Source organism: Mycobacterium sp. D16R24, assembly GCF_002013385.1.
In the GTDB taxonomy this organism is placed as follows: Bacteria; Actinomycetota; Actinomycetes; order Mycobacteriales; family Mycobacteriaceae; genus Mycobacterium.
Genome location: NZ_MAEV01000022.1, coordinates 62,079 through 79,746 on the forward strand (window position 1 = coordinate 62,079; position 17,668 = coordinate 79,746).

Consider the following 17,668-nt stretch of genomic DNA (forward strand, 5'->3'; position numbering starts at 1 on the left):
ATGAACTCGCCCGAGACGGCCGAGTACAACGGCCAGCCGACCGGTCGCGTCTTCGACCAGGCACGTGCCGAGGCCGCGGTCCGTGAACTGCTCTATGCCGTTGGTGAAGATCCGGACCGAAATGGGCTGGTGGACACCCCGGCCCGCGTGGCGCGCGCCTACCGGGAGATATTCGCCGGTCTGTACACCGATCCGGACACGGTACTGAACACCACCTTCGACGAACAGCACGACGAGTTGGTGCTGGTGAAATCGATACCGATGTACTCGACCTGTGAACATCACCTGGTGTCTTTTCACGGCGTTGCACACGTCGGATACATTCCCGGCCAGCACGGCCGGGTGACCGGACTCTCGAAAATCGCTCGGCTGGTTGACCTCTACGCGAAACGGCCCCAGGTGCAGGAGCGGTTGACGGCGCAGATCGCCGATGCGTTGGTGCGCAAGCTCGAGCCGCGCGCCGTGATCGTTGTGGTCGAGGCCGAGCACTTGTGCATGGCCATGCGTGGCGTGCGCAAGCCCGGGGCGACGACCACCACCTCCGCGGTGCGAGGCCAGTTCAAACGTGACGCGGCCTCGCGGGCCGAGGTTCTCGACCTGATGATGAGGGCATGATCGGGACGTGACGGATACTCCCGCACTGACTCACATCCTGGGAGTCGTTAATGTAACCGACGACTCCTTCTCTGACGGTGGGCAATTCATCAGGCAGTCGGATGCGGTGGCGCACGGATTGGCTCTTGCCTCCGCCGGTGCGGACATCATCGATGTCGGTGGGCAGTCGACTCGACCGGGCGCAACACCAATCAGGCAGAAAATCGAGATGCAACGGGTCATCCCGGTGATCAAAGAGCTTGCCAGCCATGGGATCAACGTGAGTGTTGACACCATGCGTGCGGAGGTCGCGGCCGCCGCGGTCGAGGCGGGCGCGAACATGGTCAACGATGTCTCGGGTGGCCGGGCAGATCCGGAGATGGCTCCGCTGATGGCGGATCTGGGTCTGCCCTGGATTCTGATGCATTGGCGTTCAAAGAATTTCATACATACACCGGCCGCCAAAAACTACGGCGACGTGGTCACTGATGTCTCGCGTGAGCTCATGGAGTCGGTGGAGGTCGCGCTTAAGGCCGGGGTCTCGCAGGACAAGCTCATCCTCGACCCGGGTCTCGGTTTCGCTAAGACTGCACACCATAATTGGCTACTGCTGCAATCGATTCCGGACCTGCAGGAGCTGGGCTACCCGATTCTCATCGGTGCCTCCCGGAAGCGATTCCTGGGTGCGTTGCTCACCGATCTCAAGGGTGTAGAACGGCCGGCCGATGGGCGCGAAACCGCAACCGCCGTTATTACCGCACTCGGGGCGCTGCATGAGGTGTGGGGTGTGCGCGTCCATGACGTCACGGCGTCCATGGATGCGCTGAAGGTGGTGCGCGCCTGGGAGACCGGTGGTGCCGAGAGCATCGAAGAGGATGAGGAAGAGAGCCACGGGCAGTCGCAGGACCAGAAGCCCGAGCCTGTCGTCGATATCCCTCAGGACGAGGTGACCATGGAGGTGACGGTGCGGACCGTGCGACCCGAGCCCAGTAAGACCGCGGGTGGCAGGTGGCGGCGCGAGGTTGCGCAGCGCGGGACCAAAGGTGGCAAGAAATGACCGACCGCATCGAGCTGCGGGGCCTGAAAGTCTTTGGTTATCACGGAGTTTTCGAGCATGAGCGCCGTGACGGCCAGGAGTTTTCGGTGGATGTCACCGTCTGGCTGGACCTCGATACCGCGGCAGCGACGGATCAGCTGACCGACACGCTCGACTATGGAGAGCTGGCTCAGCGTGCCGCCGCGATCGTGTCCGGTCCGCCACGCAACCTTATCGAATCGGTCGCGGGCGCGATCGCCGATGACGTGATGACCGATTCCAGGGTCCATGCCGTCGAGGCGGTGGTCCACAAGCCCGACGCACCGATTCCGTTGACGTTCAGCGATGTCGCGGTGGTGGCCCGCCGTTCCCGGAGATCCAGGAACGGGGGATCCTCGCAGTGACCCGCGCGGTGCTGTCCATCGGATCCAATCTTGGTGACAGGCTCACGCACCTGCAATCGGTCGTCGACGCGCTGGGCGTGGACGTGGTGGGGATATCGCCGGTGTACCAGACCGCCCCGTGGGGACCGGTTCCGCAGTCGGACTTTCTCAACGCCATCGTCATCGCGCAGGGCCACGAACCGCGCGAGTGGCTCACGGTGGTGCGGCGGCTGGAGCAGGCTGCCCAGCGAGTGCGCGGCGAACGTTGGGGTCCGCGGACTCTCGACGTGGACGTGATCAGCTGCCGGCGCGGCATCGACCTCGACGCAGCTAGCGCCGAGGTCCTTTCCGATGACGCTGAACTCACGCTGCCGCATCCGCGTGCGCACCAGCGTGCCTTTGTGCTGGTGCCGTGGCTGGCCCTTGAACCGGAGGCGGTACTGGCCGTCGGGGGACGGCTCTGCCCAGTAGCCGAGCTGGTCGCCGGTCTGGCCCCGGCCGAACGCGATGGTGTCCGACGAGTGGACGACACTCTCACCGGCCCGGTGACGTAGTGGGGCCCACCCGGATCCGCGATCTGCTGATCGCGGGCGCTGTCACCGCGATCCTCGGCTTCTTCTTTGTGTCGGCGTCCTACGGGTCCCTGCCGCCGATCCCTTTGCTTGCCGGTGTTTCACTGCTGGTTCTCGCGATCGCAGAGGGTGGCTGGGCGTTCTATATCCGTAACAAGGTCACCGACGGTGAGGTCGGGGTCGGCACGGGGCGTTTGCCGGCGCTTCTGGTGGCGCGTTCGGTGGTGGTCGCGAAGGCGTCGGCGTGGCTTGGCACGCTGATGACCGGATGGTGGCTGTCGATGCTCGTCTACATCCTCCCGCGGCGAGCGCAGCTGGCCGCGGCGGTGGCCGACACACTGGGCGTGACGATTGCGACCGGTTGTGCGCTGGCACTCGTGGTCGCCGGGCTATGGCTTCAGCATTGCTGTAAGTCGCCGCCGGAGCCGCCCGCGACTCCCGCCCGGTAGCACTCGCGCATGTCGAATCGCCGATTCGAGGTCGGCCAGCACACTGCACTGTCCGGGTACAGTCACCCCCATGACCATTCCGACCCGAGCGGCGAAGCCGCGGCGTGGCAGCCGACGCCCGGGGTGGGCGTTGCTGACGGCGTTGCTGGTGTTGGCGATCGGGTCTGGGATTGCCCTGGTTTTCACCGATAAGGCCATCTATTTGCGCGTCGGTTTGTTGCTGGCGCTATGGGCTGCCGTCATCGCTTCTTTCGCCGCGCTGACCTACCGCCGGCAGAGTGATACCGACCAGGCCAAGGTGCGTGACCAGAAACTCGTCTACGACCTGCAGCTGGACCGGGAGATTTCGGCGCGACGCGAGTACGAATTGACGGTCGAAAGCAGATTGCGTCAGCAGTTGGCGGGGGAGATCGAGGCGCAGGCCGCCGACGAGATCGCAACGCTGCGCGCCGAGCTCGCCGCGCTGCGCACCAATCTGGAGATCCTTTTCAACACCGAGCTGAGTGATCGGCCCGCGATCGAACACGACCCGATTCGGGCGCTGGGGCCCTGGCCTGGTGCCGAGCCCGTGCCCGCACCGAACGCGGGCGCACCCGCAGCCGCGTTCGCCCCTTCCGTCCGCGAGCCGCAACCCACGCCCGCCGCGGAGTATCAGGACGTCACCGCGGTCGAGGAAGACAATCGGACATCGGAATACCCGATCATCGATGTCGCCGAGGATCCGCATCACGTCGACATGGACGAGGCACCTCCCACACCGCCCTATCCGGCACCTCCGTACTACGGGTCCGCTCAACCCCACGAGCCCGAGCCGTATCAGCAGCCGGTGTCCTCCGGGACGCATTGGCGTCCGCAGCCCGAACCGCGTGTGGCCCAGCCCCCGATACCGGAGCGTGAAGCCGTGGTTCCAGCGGCCCCGGCCGCCGCGGAATCCGTACAGCCACCGTATTGGGCTGCCAGGCAAGAGGATTGGGATGCCGCGGCCGACGGTGAGGACTGGGATCCAACGCCTCAGTCGATGGCCCCACCGGAGCAGCCCGCCCCTCAACCCGCGTGGAACGCGCCTGTTCCAGACTGGAACGCTCCGCCGGCACCACCTACGAGTGCCTGGGCTCCGGCACCCGCCGAAGGTCAATGGCTACCTCCCGGAACCTCCGGAAGCAATTGGGCCGCCCAGGAACCTGCACCATCACCTACCCCGTACCAGGCGGAACCAATCCCAGGGCGTCACTCGGGGTCTCCGTCACGACACCAGGCGCCGGCCGCGCCTGAGACCGCTGGTGGCGGGCATTGGGCACCGGAGCCGACTCATCCACCGCCTCCGCCGGCGCCTGAACAGCCGAGTTATCCAGAGAGTGCGGGCGGCCACCGCGCGCCAGAACCCGAGGAGAAGGGCGGACGGCGTCGGGCTCCGGAACCCGAGGAGTCTGACGACACCCGCGGTCGGCGTCGTGTCGAGGAAACCGGCGGCTTCTCGGTCGCCGACCTGCTGGGGCGTCTCCAAAGCGATCCCTCCGAGTCATCGGAGTCCGGTGGCGGCCGCCGGAGGCGCCGCGAGGACTGACCTCAGCGGATGTGGTCATCGTGCGTGAAAGTGAGCAATCTAACGGCCTAGGCCCCTGCCGATAGCGCTGCGGTGGGATTAGCCTGCTGATGACCGTCCGGTACCTGCCAGGCAGGACTGGAACGTATCTAGTCTGCGAGGTGTCTCGTTCGCCATGTCTGAGGCTTTCAATGCTGATAGCCAAGCCGATGGCCCATTCGACGGCTTGCGGCCCGCGCGTCTGGCCATCGGGATCATCTCCGCCGGCCGAGTGGGCACGGCCATGGGTGTCGCGCTGGAGGCGGCGGGCCATTTCGTCGTCGCATGCAGCGCGGTATCCGATGCCTCGCGGCGGCGGGCTGAGCGGCACCTTCCGGAAAGTCAGATTCTGCCTGCCCAAGAGGTCGCTCCACGCGCCGAACTGTTGATCCTCGCGGTGCCGGATCACGAGCTGGCGCCGCTGGTCTCGGGGCTTGCCGCCACCGGTTCGGTACGGCGCGGATCCATCGTGGTGCACACCTCGGGCGCCAACGGCGTCGCAATCCTGGAACCGCTGACTGCCCTCGGTTGCATCCCGCTGGCCATCCATCCCGCCATGACGTTCGCTGGCGGCGATGAAGATATTGAACGACTTACCAACTCCTGCTTCGGAATTACCGCCGCCGATGAGACCGGATATGCCATCGGTACGGCGCTGGTGCTGGAGATTGGTGGCGAACCGGTGCGCGTGCGCGAAGACGCCCGCACTCTCTATCACGCGGCTCTGGCACACGGCAGCAACCATGTGGTGACGCTGGTGCTGGATGCGGTTGAGGCACTGCGTTCAGCACTCTGGGGGCAGGAGCTGTTGGGGCAGGAGACAATTGGTGACGGGCCGGGGGGGCTGCCCGAACGGATGCTGGCGCCTTTGGTGCACGCCGCCGTTACCAACGCGCTGGAGCGTGGGCAGGCCGCGCTGACGGGCCCGGTGGCGCGGGGCGACGGCGCCGCTGTCGAGCGCCATCTCGATGCGCTCGCCGAGACTGATCCGGCGCTGGCCGAGGCGTATCGTGCCGATGCTCGCCGTACCGCGCAGCGTGCGCACGCACCCCAATCGGTTTTCGCCGCACTGGAACCCCGGACTAGATAGGGCTGCTTGATGACGAGTTTGTATGGGCCGAAGGGCTATGTCAGTGGAGAACTCACGGTTCACCACGATCCCGACACGATGTACGACGTGTCGAAGGCATTGCGGCATACTGGACGCCGGATCATGTTGGTGCCGACCATGGGTGCGTTGCACGAGGGTCATCTGACACTGGTTCGGCACGCCCGGAAGGTGCCGGGCGCTGTGGTCGTTGTGTCGATCTTTGTCAATCCCTTGCAGTTTGGTGCCGGCGAGGATCTCGATGCCTACCCGCGCACACTGGAATCGGATGTCGAGAAGTTACGCGACGAGGGTGTCGAGCTGGTCTTCGCTCCCAGCGCGGAGGCGATGTATCCCAACGGTCAGCGCACTATCGTCCAGCCCGGACCGCTTGGTGCCGATCTTGAGGGTGCCTCTCGTCCGACGCATTTTGCCGGAATGCTGACGGTGGTTCTCAAGCTGCTGCAGATCGTGGCTCCAGATCAGGCGTACTTAGGTGAGAAGGATTACCAGCAGCTGGTGCTCATCAGGCAGATGGTCGCCGATCTCAACCTCAAGACACGCATCGTCCCGATACCGATTGTCCGTGAGGCGGACGGACTGGCGATGTCCTCACGGAATGTCTACCTGAGCCACGAGCAGCGCGAGCAGGCGGGTGCATTGTCTGCGGCACTACTTGCCGGAATCTATTCGGCCGCAGGTGGTTCGGAATCGGCTCTGGACGCGGCCCGTGCGGTACTCGATGAGGTGCCCACCATCGAGGTGGACTACCTGGAGATTCGCGGTGCCGATCTCGGCCCGGCTCCCGCGCAAGGACCCGGCCGCATGCTGGTCGCGGCCCGGCTGGGCTCAACCCGGCTTTTGGACAATGTTCCCTTGGAATTGGGCGGCGGAATCGGCTCCTCTGGACCAGCCGACCCTGATCACGCATTACCATGGCGAAACTGACTGGAGGACATGATGTTCCGGACAATGATGAAATCAAAGATCCATCGCGCCACCGTGACGCATGCCGATCTGCACTACGTCGGCTCGGTCACCATCGACCCCGATCTGATGGAGGCCGCGGACCTGCTGGAGGGTGAGCAGGTCACCATCGTGGACATCAACAACGGTGCCCGGCTGGAGACCTACGCGATCACTGGTACGCGTGGTAGCGGGGTAATCGGGATCAACGGTGCCGCGGCACATCTCGTGCACCCGGGAGATCTGGTGATCATCATCGCCTACGGTGTGATGACCGATGCGGAAGCCCGCGTCTTCACTCCGCGTGTGGTCTTTGTTGACTCAGACAACAAACAGGTTGAGCTGGGCGAGCACTCCGGCGATCCGGCATACGTGCCCGAGGACTTCGGCTTGGTGTCGCCGCGCGGTTTGGTGTAGCCGTGCTGCTGGCTATCGACGTACGCAACACGCACACCGTTCTCGGGTTGGTCTCGGGCACCGGCGAGCACGCCAAGGTTGTTCAGCACTGGCGAATTCGTACGGAAACCGAGATCACCGCCGACGAGCTGGCACTCACCATCGACGGACTGATCGGCGACGACAGTGAGACGTTGACCGGGGTTGCGGCCCTGTCCACCGTGCCATCTGTGCTGCATGAAATGCGGGGCATGTTCGACCAGTACTGGTCGGCCGTTCCGCAGGTCCTCATCGAGCCGGGTGTGCGCACCGGCCTTCCGCTTCTTGTGGACAACCCGAAAGAGGTCGGCGCCGACCGAATTGTGAATTGTCTTGCCGCGCATCATAGATTCGGTTCGGCATGCATTGTGGTGGATTTCGGGTCGTCGATCTGTGTGGATGTGGTGTCGGCCAAGGGGGAGTTCTTGGGGGGTGCCATTGCCCCGGGTGTGCAGGTGTCCTCCGATGCCGCCGCTGCCCGCAGCGCCGCCTTGCGCCGGGTCGAGCTGACCCGGCCGCGCTCTGTCGTGGGCAAGAACACGGTCGAGTGCATGCAATCGGGAGCGGTTTTCGGATTCGCGGGGCTGGTGGACGGGCTGGTGGAGCGGGTGCGTCGCGATATCGACGGCTTCAGTGGCGCCGGGGCCACGGTGGTGGCCACGGGTCACACCGCCCCGCTGATCCTCCCCGAGACGCATACCGTCGACCGCTACGAGGAACATCTCACTCTCGACGGCCTGCGGCTGGTGTACGAGCGCAACCGGGCTGACCAGCGCGGCAAGGCCCGCGCGGCCAAATAGAGATCCATACGTCAGAATCGGCAGCGCACTTCCGGCGCGAGGCACTACCGCTAAGCTGCCGAGACGTGACTGATCCTGACGCGCAGACCAGCTTGCCGGAACAATTTCGCATTCGGCAGGCCAAGCGCGAGAAGCTGCTCGCCGAGGGCATCCAGCCGTATCCGGTAGAGGTGCCGCGGACCCACAGCCTCAAGCAGATTCGCGATGCCTACGTGGATCTGGAGACGGATACCAGCACGGGTGACCAGGTGGGTGTTTCGGGTCGCGTCATTTTCTCCCGCAATACCGGCAAGCTGTGTTTCGCGACGCTGCAGGAGGGCGACGGCACCTCATTGCAGGTGATGATCAGTCTCGCCGGAGTCGGCGAACAGGCACTCGCCGACTGGAAGACCGATGTGGACCTCGGTGACATCGTGTTCGTGCAGGGCGAGGTCATCAGCTCACGGCGCGGCGAACTGAGTGTCCTGGCGGACGGCTGGCAGATGGCCTCCAAGTCCCTGCGCCCGCTGCCCGTTGCTCACAAGGAGATGTCCGAAGAGACCAGAGTGCGCCAGCGATACGTGGATCTCATCGTGCGGCCGGAGGCGCGCAAGATTGCGCGGCAGCGGGTCGCGGTGATGCGCGCTATTCGTGATGCGCTGCACCGTCGCGGATTCCTGGAGTTGGAGACGCCGATCTTGCAGACCCTCGCCGGAGGTGCTGCGGCCCGCCCGTTCATTACGCATTCCAACGCGCTCGATATCGACCTGTATCTGCGTATTGCACCGGAACTTTTCCTGAAAAGGGCTCTTGTTGGCGGCTTCGACAAGATTTTCGAGCTCAACCGAGTTTTCCGAAATGAAGGGTCAGATTCGACGCATTCTCCCGAATTCGTGATGTTGGAAACATATGAGACGTACGGCACATACGACACCGCTGCAACAATGATCCGCGAGCTCATCCAGGAGGTAGCGGACGACGCAATGGGCACCAGGCAGGTGACGTTGCCCGACGGATCTAGCTACGACTTGGACGGCGAGTGGACGACGTTGGAGATGTATCCGTCGTTGTCGGAAGCTCTTGGTGAGGAGATCACCCCCGATACGCCGATTGCCACGCTATGGAAGATCGCTGATCAGGTGGGCGCAGAGATTCCCACCGACCGCGGTTACGGTCACGGAAAACTCATCGAAGAACTTTGGGAACACCAGGTCGGCGACAAAATGTACGCACCGACGTTTGTTAGGGATTTCCCAGTTGAGACATCCCCGCTGACTCGTCAGCACCGGAGCATCGCGGGTGTCACCGAGAAGTGGGACTTGTATGTTCGTGGCTTTGAATTGGCGACCGGATACTCGGAGTTGATTGACCCCGTGATCCAGCGTGAAAGGTTCGCTGATCAGGCACGATTGGCTGCTGCCGGCGATGATGAGGCGATGAGCCTGGATGAGGACTTCCTCGGTGCGATGGAACATGCGATGCCACCCGCGGCCGGAACTGGGATGGGTATCGATCGCTTGTTGATGGCGCTTACCGGACTGGGAATTCGCGAGACGATCCTGTTTCCGATTGTCAGACCGACGCTTTGATCTACACGTTCAAATTTGTCTCACTTTTCAACTATGAGTGTAGTGAATCGCTTGCCTCGAGCGGAACACGCGCAGCCTTGCGCGTATGTTGAACTTTGCGGCAATCCGTGGCATGTTTGAGGCGGACCCACGGGGGTTCTGCTTTTGGAAGGACAAAGGGAATGGCTAAGAAGGTTACGGTCACGCTTGTCGACGACGTCGATGGCGAAGCGCCTGCCGATGAGACCGTTGAATTCGGTATTGACGGCGTGACTTATGAGATCGACCTTTCTTCTAAGAATGCAGAGAAGCTGCGCAATCAGCTCTCTACGTGGGTCGAGCACGCTCGACGTGTCAGCGGTCGTCGTCGTGGGCGGGGGAGCTCGGGGACGGGTCGCGGGCGCGCGAGCATCGATCGTGAGCAGAGCGCAGCCATCCGGGAGTGGGCACGCAAGGAAGGGCACAATGTGTCCTCACGCGGTCGTATTCCCGCCGAAGTCATTGACGCGTTCAACGCGGCCAACTAAAGACTGCCGACAGGTACGTCCCCCGGGAATTTCGCTTACGGCGAAGCCGGGGCAAAATCGGAAACGTTTTCACCGCATCTGGCGTTGTTCGGTTGCCTAACAAGCACCGCCGGGTGCGGTGATTCGTATATTTGGGGACGGTTCCTCCGGGTTCCGCGGGTTCCTCTGAGTGCCTTCAGGGACGTCTCCTGGTATGCGAGCAACGCACCGATTACGGCTGACCACTAGAGTGGCGATTAGGTCCTAGTGCCAGCGGAGATGAGCCGTTTGGGGGGAGCCCCGAGCGGCACGTTGAACCGCTTGCGCAAAGGCCGGACGAGGAAGCGAGGGAGACCGATGTTCGAGAGATTCACTGACCGAGCAAGGCGGGTGGTTGTGCTGGCCCAAGAAGAGGCCCGCATGCTCAACCACAACTACATCGGCACCGAGCACATCCTGCTGGGTCTGATTCACGAAGGCGAGGGCGTTGCCGCCAAGTCGCTGGAGTCGCTGGGCATTTCCCTGGAAGGGGTGCGCAGCCAGGTCGAGGAGATCATCGGCCAGGGGCAGCAGGCACCGTCTGGGCACATCCCCTTCACTCCTCGCGCCAAGAAGGTGCTGGAGCTGAGCCTGCGCGAGGCGCTGCAGCTCGGCCACAACTACATCGGCACCGAGCACATTCTGCTGGGCCTCATCCGCGAGGGTGAAGGCGTCGCGGCGCAGGTGCTCGTCAAGCTGGGTGCCGAACTGACCCGGGTGCGCCAGCAGGTCATTCAGCTGCTGAGCGGCTACCAGGGCAAGGAGACCACCGAATCCGGTACCGGAGGCCGTGGTGGTGAGGCCGGTACCCCGTCGACCTCGCTGGTCCTCGACCAGTTCGGGCGCAACCTGACCGCTGCCGCCATGGAAGGCAAGCTCGACCCGGTCATCGGTCGCGAGAAGGAAATCGAGCGGGTCATGCAGGTGCTGAGCCGCCGCACCAAGAACAACCCGGTGCTGATCGGTGAGCCCGGTGTCGGCAAGACTGCCGTCGTTGAGGGCCTGGCGCAGGCCATCGTGCACGGCGAGGTGCCCGAGACCCTCAAGAACAAGCAGCTGTACACCCTGGACCTCGGGTCCCTGGTGGCCGGCAGCCGCTACCGCGGTGACTTCGAGGAACGCCTCAAGAAGGTGCTCAAGGAGATCAACACCCGCGGCGACATCATCCTGTTCATCGACGAGCTGCACACGCTGGTTGGTGCGGGCGCGGCCGAGGGCGCTATCGACGCGGCCTCCATCCTCAAGCCCAAGCTGGCCCGTGGCGAGCTGCAGACCATCGGTGCGACCACTCTCGACGAGTACCGCAAGTACATCGAGAAGGACGCCGCCCTGGAGCGCCGTTTCCAGCCGGTGCAGGTGGGCGAGCCGACCGTCGCGCACACCATCGAGATCCTCAAGGGTCTGCGTGACCGCTACGAGGCGCACCACCGGGTGTCCATCACCGACGGAGCACTGGTTGCGGCGGCCACCCTGGCCGACCGGTACATCAACGACCGGTTCTTGCCGGACAAGGCGATCGACCTGATCGATGAGGCGGGCGCCCGCATGCGCATCCGCCGGATGACCGCTCCGCCAGACCTGCGCGAGTTCGACGAGAAGATCGCCGATGCGCGCCGGGAGAAGGAATCGGCCATCGACGCTCAGGACTTCGAGAAGGCGGCGCGCCTGCGCGACTCCGAGAAGCAGCTGGTCGCTCAGCGAGCAGATCGTGAAAAGCAGTGGCGTTCAGGTGATCTGGACGTGGTCGCTGAGGTTGACGATGAGCAGATCGCTGAGGTGCTGGGCAACTGGACCGGTATCCCCGTGTTCAAGCTGACCGAGGAAGAAACCACTCGGCTGCTGCGCATGGAAGAGGAACTGCACAAGCGGATCATTGGACAGGAGGACGCCGTCAAGGCGGTCTCCAAAGCGATCCGCCGCACCCGTGCCGGTCTGAAGGACCCACGGCGTCCCTCGGGTTCGTTCATCTTCGCCGGGCCGTCGGGTGTCGGTAAGACGGAGCTGTCCAAGGCGCTGGCCAACTTCCTGTTCGGCGACGACGATGCGCTCATCCAGATCGACATGGGCGAGTTCCACGACCGCTTCACCGCGTCAAGGCTTTTCGGCGCTCCTCCGGGATACGTCGGATACGAGGAGGGCGGTCAGCTCACCGAGAAGGTGCGTCGCAAGCCGTTCAGCGTCGTGTTGTTCGACGAGATCGAGAAGGCTCACCAGGAGATCTACAACACTCTGTTGCAGGTGCTCGAGGATGGTCGTCTCACCGACGGTCAGGGTCGCACGGTCGATTTCAAGAACACGGTGCTGATCTTCACCTCGAACTTGGGCACTTCGGATATCTCGAAGGCCGTGGGCCTCGGCTTCTCCGAGGGTGGCGGCGGCTCCAACTACGAGCGGATGAAGCAGAAGGTCAACGACGAGCTCAAGAAGCATTTCCGGCCCGAGTTCCTGAACCGCATCGATGACATCATCGTCTTCGAGCAGCTGACTCAGCAGCAGATCATCGAGATGGTCGATCTGATGATCGGGCGGGTGGGCAAGCAGCTCAAGGTCAAGGACATGGCGATGGAGCTCACCGACAAGGCCAAGTCGCTGCTCGCCAAGCGCGGGTTCGACCCGGTGCTGGGTGCGCGGCCGCTGCGCCGGACCATCCAGCGCGAGATCGAGGACACCCTCTCGGAGAAGATTCTCTTCAACGAGATCGGTGCCGGCGAGCTGATCACGGTCGATGTCGAGGGCTGGGACGGCGAAGGGGCCGGCGAGGACGCGAAGTTCACGTTCGTCGGCCGTCCGAAGCCCGCGCTGGTCACCGGTGAGGAGCCGGCCGCCGACCTGGCAGCCTCCGCCTCGGAGTAGACAACCCACAAAGCCCCGAGTACGAGCATCACAGCTCGCACTCGGGGCTTTGTGCGCACCGGGATCGGCGTTTCCGGGCGAGGAACATAGTGCGGCAGTAGTGTCGCCCGCGTGGACACGATCAGCGGGTTGCCTGCACACGTGCTATTGGTGCATTTCGTTGTCGTGCTCGCGCCGTTGACTGCGATTCTGGAGATCCTGTGTGGGGTTTCCGTCGCTATTCGGTCGCGGCTGGTGTGGCTGGTTGCCGGGCTGGCGGCGGTGACGCTGATACTCACCCCGCTGACCACCTCGGCTGGCGAGTGGCTGTTCGATCGTGAGAAGAGCCCTAGTGCGGCCCTGTTGACGCACGCCGAGCGTGGCGACTGGATGCTGGTGTTCTCCAGCGCGTTGGTGCTGGGCGCGGTCGTACTGGCGGTCGCCCATCGGCTCGGCCTGTCACCGGCCCGGCTAGGGCCGCACCTGACCGTTGCCGTGTTGGTGCTGATTCTCGGGGTCGTGTCCATCGTCGGCGTCATCCGGATCGGGGATTCCGGTGCCAGAGCGGTCTGGGGCACGGAACTGACCGGTGACGGCGGCTAGGATCAGAAACTCTTGTCGTGCTGGTGGTTTGCGCGCGAGCTCACGACTGCAGCAGGGGCCGTACTTCTTGCCCCAGGCTGTGGATGTATCCGATGAGATCGGGTTCGTTTCCGGTCGGGGATGCGATGAAATCCGTGACGCCGAGATCTCGTAGCGCGTGGAGCTTCCCAGCGACCTCGGCGGCATCTCCGCCGATGCTCGCCGAAGCGTCGAAGGAGATCCCGGGATAGTGACCGGGGTCGTTCGCGATGAGTTGGGCGGCACCGGGGCCGATACTGATGGTGCGGCTCAGGAAGATCCGGTGATCGGGGCCGGGCTCAATCAGAGCACAGTGCGCGGCGACGGTATCGGCGGGAACCATGCTGGTTAGCAAGGTGCCATCGCCCAGGCGGCCGGCTAGTCGCAGCGAGCGGGGTCCGTTCGCGCCGATCATGATGGGCAGTGGTTCGGCGGGTGGCCAGTCCAGTCGGACCCCGCCCAGCCGCACATACCGTCCGTTGGCACTGACTTCCTTGCCTGCCAACAGATCCCGCAGCGCGGTCACGTGCTCCTGGAGCAGGGTCAGGGGCGAGTCGACCTTGGCTCCGATTTGCGCCATATGAGGCTGCCAGCCGTGCCCGATTCCCGGCAGGACCCTGCCGGGAAAGTTCCGGGCCAGGATGCTGTAGTCCATTGCCGCCGTGACGACATTGCGTACCGGTGCCGAGAGGAAACCGGTACCCACACTGATCCGCTGGGTAGCAGCAAGGGCCAGGGAGGCATACGCGATCGACGTGGTGGCAAAACAGTCCTCGCACACCCACAGATGATCGAGTCCGGCGGAATCGGCCGCCCGTGCGATCTCGAGCAGCCGTTCCGGCGGAAGGGAGGGCGGCACCATGAGGCCGAGGGAGATGTGGGAACTCATGCCATCAGCCTATGGCCGACGGCCGACCGTGCTCAAAATCCCTTGTCGCGCAGATAGTTCGCCAGGGTGACGATGGCATCCGGATTGCGCGGTCCCTCGACGAGGGCGGCGTAGGGCAGCACGATGAAGTTCCCGTCGCGGACCGCCTGGGTGTGCTTCATCAGTGGCTGTGCCTTGAGCAGGTTGATCTTTGCGTTGGCCGTGTTGTTGGGGCCCACCCCGTAATCGCAGATGATGATCACCTGGGGATCGCGCTGGGCGGCCGTCTCCCACGCGCTGGTGGTCCAGCTGTCGTCGAGATCTGAGAAGACGTTGCGGCCCCCGGCCTTCTCGATGATCTGTTGGGGTGCGGCGTTCTTGCCGGAGGTGAACGGTTCGGCCTCGCCGCTGTCGTACAGGAAGACACGTGCGGTCGGCTTGCCCTGCGGCAGACGTGACTGCACGGTCTCGACGGTCCTGCGGTACGTGGTGATCAACTCCGTTGCGCGGTCCTGAACCCCGAAGATGGCCCCCAGGTTGGCCAGATCCTCGTAGAGCGCGTCAAGGGGAGGCTTGATACCGCGCCGGACCGTTCCGGGCTGACGGCACGCCTCGGTCAGCTGATAGGGCACGGCCCCGATGGACCGCACCCAATCCGGGGTCAGCCCGGAGGTCTCGTTGAATCCGTAGCTCCACCCCGCGAACACGAGATCGGGACGCGCGGCTTGCACTGCCTCACGGGTGAATCCCTGCCCCAGGTTGGTGGTGGACTCGAACTGCGCCTTCCACGGCGAGGTTTTGATGTCCCGATCTTGTCCGGCGTCCATGAAATAGCCGGCCATCCGGTCCTGTAGGCCGAGTGCGAACATCAGCTCGGCTACCCCGGTGTCATTGCTGACGGCTCGGGTAACTGGGACCGGAACATCAAGCGGTGCACCGCAATTGTCGACGGACACCCGCTCCGTTCCGGGGCTCTGTGCCTCGATGGTCGCGCAGCTCCCTGATAGCAGCGACACCGCCACCGTCACGCCGATGAGTGCCTTCATTCCTTCTCCTGTCTTTCGGGCTGAGCGTCGAAGATGATCTGCGGAACACCGCTTCGTGGGTGTGCGATGACATGACAGCAGATGCCGAACCACTGGCCGATGGATTCGGCAGTGATGACCTCGTGCGGTGGGCCCGAGAGCACGATGCGCCCCTCTGCCATGACGTGGATCGTGTCGCAATACTGTGCCGCGAGGTTGAGGTCGTGCAGAGCGGCGATGATCGTGATGCCCAGCATCTGTGCCGAGCTGAGTATCGAATACTGATGGCGGACATCCAGATGATTGGTGGGCTCGTCCAGCACCAAGACACGCGGTTGCTGTGCGAGGGCGCGAGCGATGAGAACCCGTTGGCGTTCCCCGCCCGAGAGGGAACTGAACGTGCGGTCGGCCAGCGCTGTCACATCCGCAGTCTCGGTCGCCTCCGCGCAGATGCGCCGGTCCTGTTCCGAGGTGCTGCGCAGGGATGTGCCGTGCGGCAGCCGGCCGGTGGCGACCACTTCTGCGGCCGTGAAATCAAAATCCAAGGACATGTCCTGAGTCAGCGCCGCCACCTGACGGGCGTTCTCCCGCATGCTGATGGCCCGTACTGACACGCCGCTGACCGCTACGTCGCCGGTGGTGGGAGTGAGCGCGCGGTACAGGCAGCGCAGGGTTGTCGACTTGCCGCTGCCGTTGGGGCCGACGATTCCCACGAACCCCCCGGGCGCGACCTGCATGTCGATGCTGGAGACGATCCGGTTGCCCGCGATGTCGACCGACACGCTTCGGTAGGTGACGTCCATCAGCCGACAGCCCCCGCAGACATCGCGCGCCGGCGTATCAATCCGACGAAGGCCGGTACTCCGACGGCTGCGGTGATCGCGCCCAGCGGAAGCTCCTGGGGCGGAATCATGGTCCTTGCAACGAGATCGGCGGCGACGAGGAAGCACGCGCCCAGTACCGGAGCCACGATCAAGACTCGGCGGTGGTCCGCGCCGACCAGCAGCCGTGCCGCGTGCGGAATGACCAGTCCCACGAACCCGATGGCTCCGCAGATGGAGACAAAACATCCGGTCATGGCGGCTGACAGCACGAACAGTGCCACCCGGAATCGCCCGGCGTGCAGGCCCAGCGACGCGCTCACCTCGTCGCCCATGGACAGGGCGTTGAGTTGGCGGGCCAGCCCCGCGACGCAGACGAACCCGATCACGGTCGCCGCGAGCGCCACCGGAACCTTGTCCCAGGACGACGCCCCCAGGCTGCCGAGCAGCCAGAACATGACGCTGCGCGCCGCTTCGCCGTTCGGCGCCAAGAACACCAGTACGGTCGTCACCGCGGACAGTCCGTAGCCCACTGCGGTGCCCACCAGAACAAGTCGCAGCGGCACCAAACCCTGTGGTGTACGAGCGATTTGGTACACGAGTGCGGTCGCGGCGAGGGCGCCGAGGGACGCGGAAAGTGACAGCGCGTAGGCGCCAAAGGTGCCGAGCACCCCATAGACCACCACTGCAGTGGCGCCCACCGAGGCCCCCGACGAGATGCCGAGAACGTACGGATCGGCCAGGGCATTGCGGACCATCGCCTGCACGAGAACGCCCACCACCGCCAGTCCGGCGCCGACAAGGATCGCGAGAATCACCCGAGGCAGCCGGGACTCGATGACGATCCGGTAGTTCGCCGCGTCGGCGGCCCGAACGGACCCGCCCGTGGCGCCGACCCAGAGGAAGTGCAGACAGTCGCGCCAGGGCACGTCGGCAGTACCGAACGCGAGCCCACCGACCGAAAGCAGTACCAGTGCCACCAGGCCACCGGCCGCCGCGAGGACCACCGGCCGCTCGTGTTGTGCTGCGGGCATCGGTCTTCCTGCGTCGTCGGGTCGCCGACAGCGGGGCATGACGGATACGCCAAGTCAGGCACTACCCACCAGGCGATCCCTCGGCACTGGCGAATGACCGCACCGGGTGGTGCGGCCGCGTTGGCAGGTCTTCGGACTCGTGGACACGAGGCCTTGCGGGCCTCACCTACTGGCGGCTGCTTCCCGGGCCTTGGCCCAGTGCTCTTTGGTGCCGCTGTCGTTTCCACATACCGCTGCGGGGCAGTTCCGGATTCACGCCGGATTCCCTCTTGCGATCTCCGGGAGCACTTCCCTGGCGCTCTCGGAGAAACCAATGCGGGGCCAAAACTATCACTCGAACGCGCAGCCCAGCCGCGTCGACTAAGCTCAACTCGTCCTTCGACAGGACGGGAACCTGGTGTAATCCCAGGACGGTCGCGCCACTGTGAGAGTCAGACCCCGCCGTCGACAAGAACAGATCGGGACGCGGTA

At 64.4% G+C, this 17,668-nt stretch carries 17 protein-coding genes, 1 pseudogene and 2 riboswitches; of the genes and pseudogenes, 14 read left to right on the forward strand and 4 right to left on the reverse strand.

All coding sequences use genetic code 11. The annotated features are described in order from the left end of the window. The 14 genes and pseudogenes from folE (at position 1) to B4383_RS19220 (ending at position 13,431) form a co-directional block, all read left to right on the forward strand. Positions 1–615, forward strand: a complete 615-nt coding sequence (folE, locus tag B4383_RS19155) for a GTP cyclohydrolase I FolE (protein ID WP_078292577.1) — start codon at positions 1–3, stop codon at positions 613–615. A 7-nt stretch (positions 616–622) separates the two neighbouring features. Beyond that, positions 623–1,651 carry a dihydropteroate synthase gene (folP, locus tag B4383_RS19160; RefSeq protein WP_078292578.1) on the forward strand — a complete coding sequence of 343 codons (1,029 nt, stop codon included), beginning with the start codon at positions 623–625 and terminating at the stop codon, positions 1,649–1,651. Next, on the forward strand, positions 1,648–2,034 hold the full coding sequence (gene folB, locus B4383_RS19165; protein ID WP_078292579.1) for a dihydroneopterin aldolase: 387 nt from the start codon (positions 1,648–1,650) through the stop codon (positions 2,032–2,034). The genes folP and folB overlap by 4 nt, the downstream gene beginning before the upstream one ends. Beyond that, on the forward strand, positions 2,031–2,567 hold the full coding sequence (folK, locus tag B4383_RS19170) for a 2-amino-4-hydroxy-6-hydroxymethyldihydropteridine diphosphokinase (protein WP_078292580.1): 537 nt from the start codon (positions 2,031–2,033) through the stop codon (positions 2,565–2,567). The genes folB and folK overlap by 4 nt, the downstream gene beginning before the upstream one ends. After that, on the forward strand, positions 2,567–3,034 hold the full coding sequence (locus B4383_RS19175) for a DUF3180 domain-containing protein (protein ID WP_078292581.1): 468 nt from the start codon (positions 2,567–2,569) through the stop codon (positions 3,032–3,034). Before folK ends, B4383_RS19175 begins: the two co-directional genes overlap by 1 nt. A 70-nt stretch (positions 3,035–3,104) precedes the next feature. Further along, positions 3,105–4,598: a DUF6779 domain-containing protein gene (locus B4383_RS19180; RefSeq protein WP_139360888.1), complete on the forward strand. Its 1,494-nt coding sequence runs from the start codon at positions 3,105–3,107 to the stop codon at positions 4,596–4,598. Between the two features lie 154 nt (positions 4,599–4,752). Then, positions 4,753–5,706: a DUF2520 domain-containing protein gene (locus B4383_RS19185; protein WP_078292582.1), complete on the forward strand. Its 954-nt coding sequence runs from the start codon at positions 4,753–4,755 to the stop codon at positions 5,704–5,706. 9 nt (positions 5,707–5,715) lie between these two features. Next, a pseudogene (gene panC, locus B4383_RS19190) lies at positions 5,716–6,591 on the forward strand (pantoate--beta-alanine ligase); the annotation flags it as partial. 72 nt (positions 6,592–6,663) lie between these two features. Next, positions 6,664–7,086 (forward strand): aspartate 1-decarboxylase, encoded by a 423-nt coding sequence (gene panD / locus B4383_RS19195; protein ID WP_078292639.1) that lies wholly within the window; start codon positions 6,664–6,666, stop codon positions 7,084–7,086. Between the two features lie 2 nt (positions 7,087–7,088). Then, on the forward strand, positions 7,089–7,904 hold the full coding sequence (locus B4383_RS19200; protein ID WP_078292584.1) for a type III pantothenate kinase: 816 nt from the start codon (positions 7,089–7,091) through the stop codon (positions 7,902–7,904). Between the two features lie 65 nt (positions 7,905–7,969). Further along, a complete protein-coding gene (gene lysS / locus B4383_RS19205) occupies positions 7,970–9,472 on the forward strand; it encodes a lysine--tRNA ligase (protein WP_078292585.1) in 1,503 nt (500 codons plus the stop codon). A 161-nt stretch (positions 9,473–9,633) separates the two neighbouring features. After that, positions 9,634–9,978 (forward strand): histone-like nucleoid-structuring protein Lsr2, encoded by a 345-nt coding sequence (gene lsr2, locus B4383_RS19210; protein ID WP_078292586.1) that lies wholly within the window; start codon positions 9,634–9,636, stop codon positions 9,976–9,978. A 336-nt stretch (positions 9,979–10,314) separates the two neighbouring features. Next, positions 10,315–12,849: an ATP-dependent protease ATP-binding subunit ClpC gene (gene clpC1, locus B4383_RS19215; RefSeq protein WP_078292587.1), complete on the forward strand. Its 2,535-nt coding sequence runs from the start codon at positions 10,315–10,317 to the stop codon at positions 12,847–12,849. A 111-nt stretch (positions 12,850–12,960) separates the two neighbouring features. Next, positions 12,961–13,431 (forward strand): DUF2231 domain-containing protein, encoded by a 471-nt coding sequence (locus B4383_RS19220; protein ID WP_078292588.1) that lies wholly within the window; start codon positions 12,961–12,963, stop codon positions 13,429–13,431. Positions 13,432–13,471: 40 nt separating this feature from the next. On the opposite strand, the gene B4383_RS19225 is transcribed toward B4383_RS19220, so the two are convergent. From B4383_RS19225 to B4383_RS19240, 4 genes are read right to left on the reverse strand one after another with little or no spacing between them, the layout of a single operon-like run. Further along, complete coding sequence (locus tag B4383_RS19225; RefSeq protein ID WP_078292589.1) at positions 13,472–14,338, reverse strand: LLM class flavin-dependent oxidoreductase; 867 nt, start codon at positions 14,336–14,338, stop codon at positions 13,472–13,474. Between the two features lie 32 nt (positions 14,339–14,370). Next, entirely contained in the window at positions 14,371–15,363 is a 993-nt protein-coding gene (locus B4383_RS19230) for an ABC transporter substrate-binding protein (RefSeq protein WP_078292590.1), read from the reverse strand. Continuing rightward, positions 15,360–16,145, reverse strand: coding sequence for an ABC transporter ATP-binding protein (locus B4383_RS19235; protein WP_078292591.1), 786 nt, complete (start codon positions 16,143–16,145; stop codon positions 15,360–15,362). Before B4383_RS19235 ends, B4383_RS19230 begins: the two co-directional genes overlap by 4 nt. Next, complete coding sequence (locus B4383_RS19240) at positions 16,145–17,197, reverse strand: iron ABC transporter permease (RefSeq protein WP_078292592.1); 1,053 nt, start codon at positions 17,195–17,197, stop codon at positions 16,145–16,147. Before B4383_RS19240 ends, B4383_RS19235 begins: the two co-directional genes overlap by 1 nt. A 104-nt stretch (positions 17,198–17,301) precedes the next feature. Next, positions 17,302–17,527: riboswitch (cobalamin riboswitch) on the reverse strand. Positions 17,528–17,532: 5 nt separating this feature from the next. Further along, a riboswitch (cobalamin riboswitch) is annotated at positions 17,533–17,657 on the forward strand. The last annotated feature ends 11 nt before the right edge of the window (positions 17,658–17,668 follow it).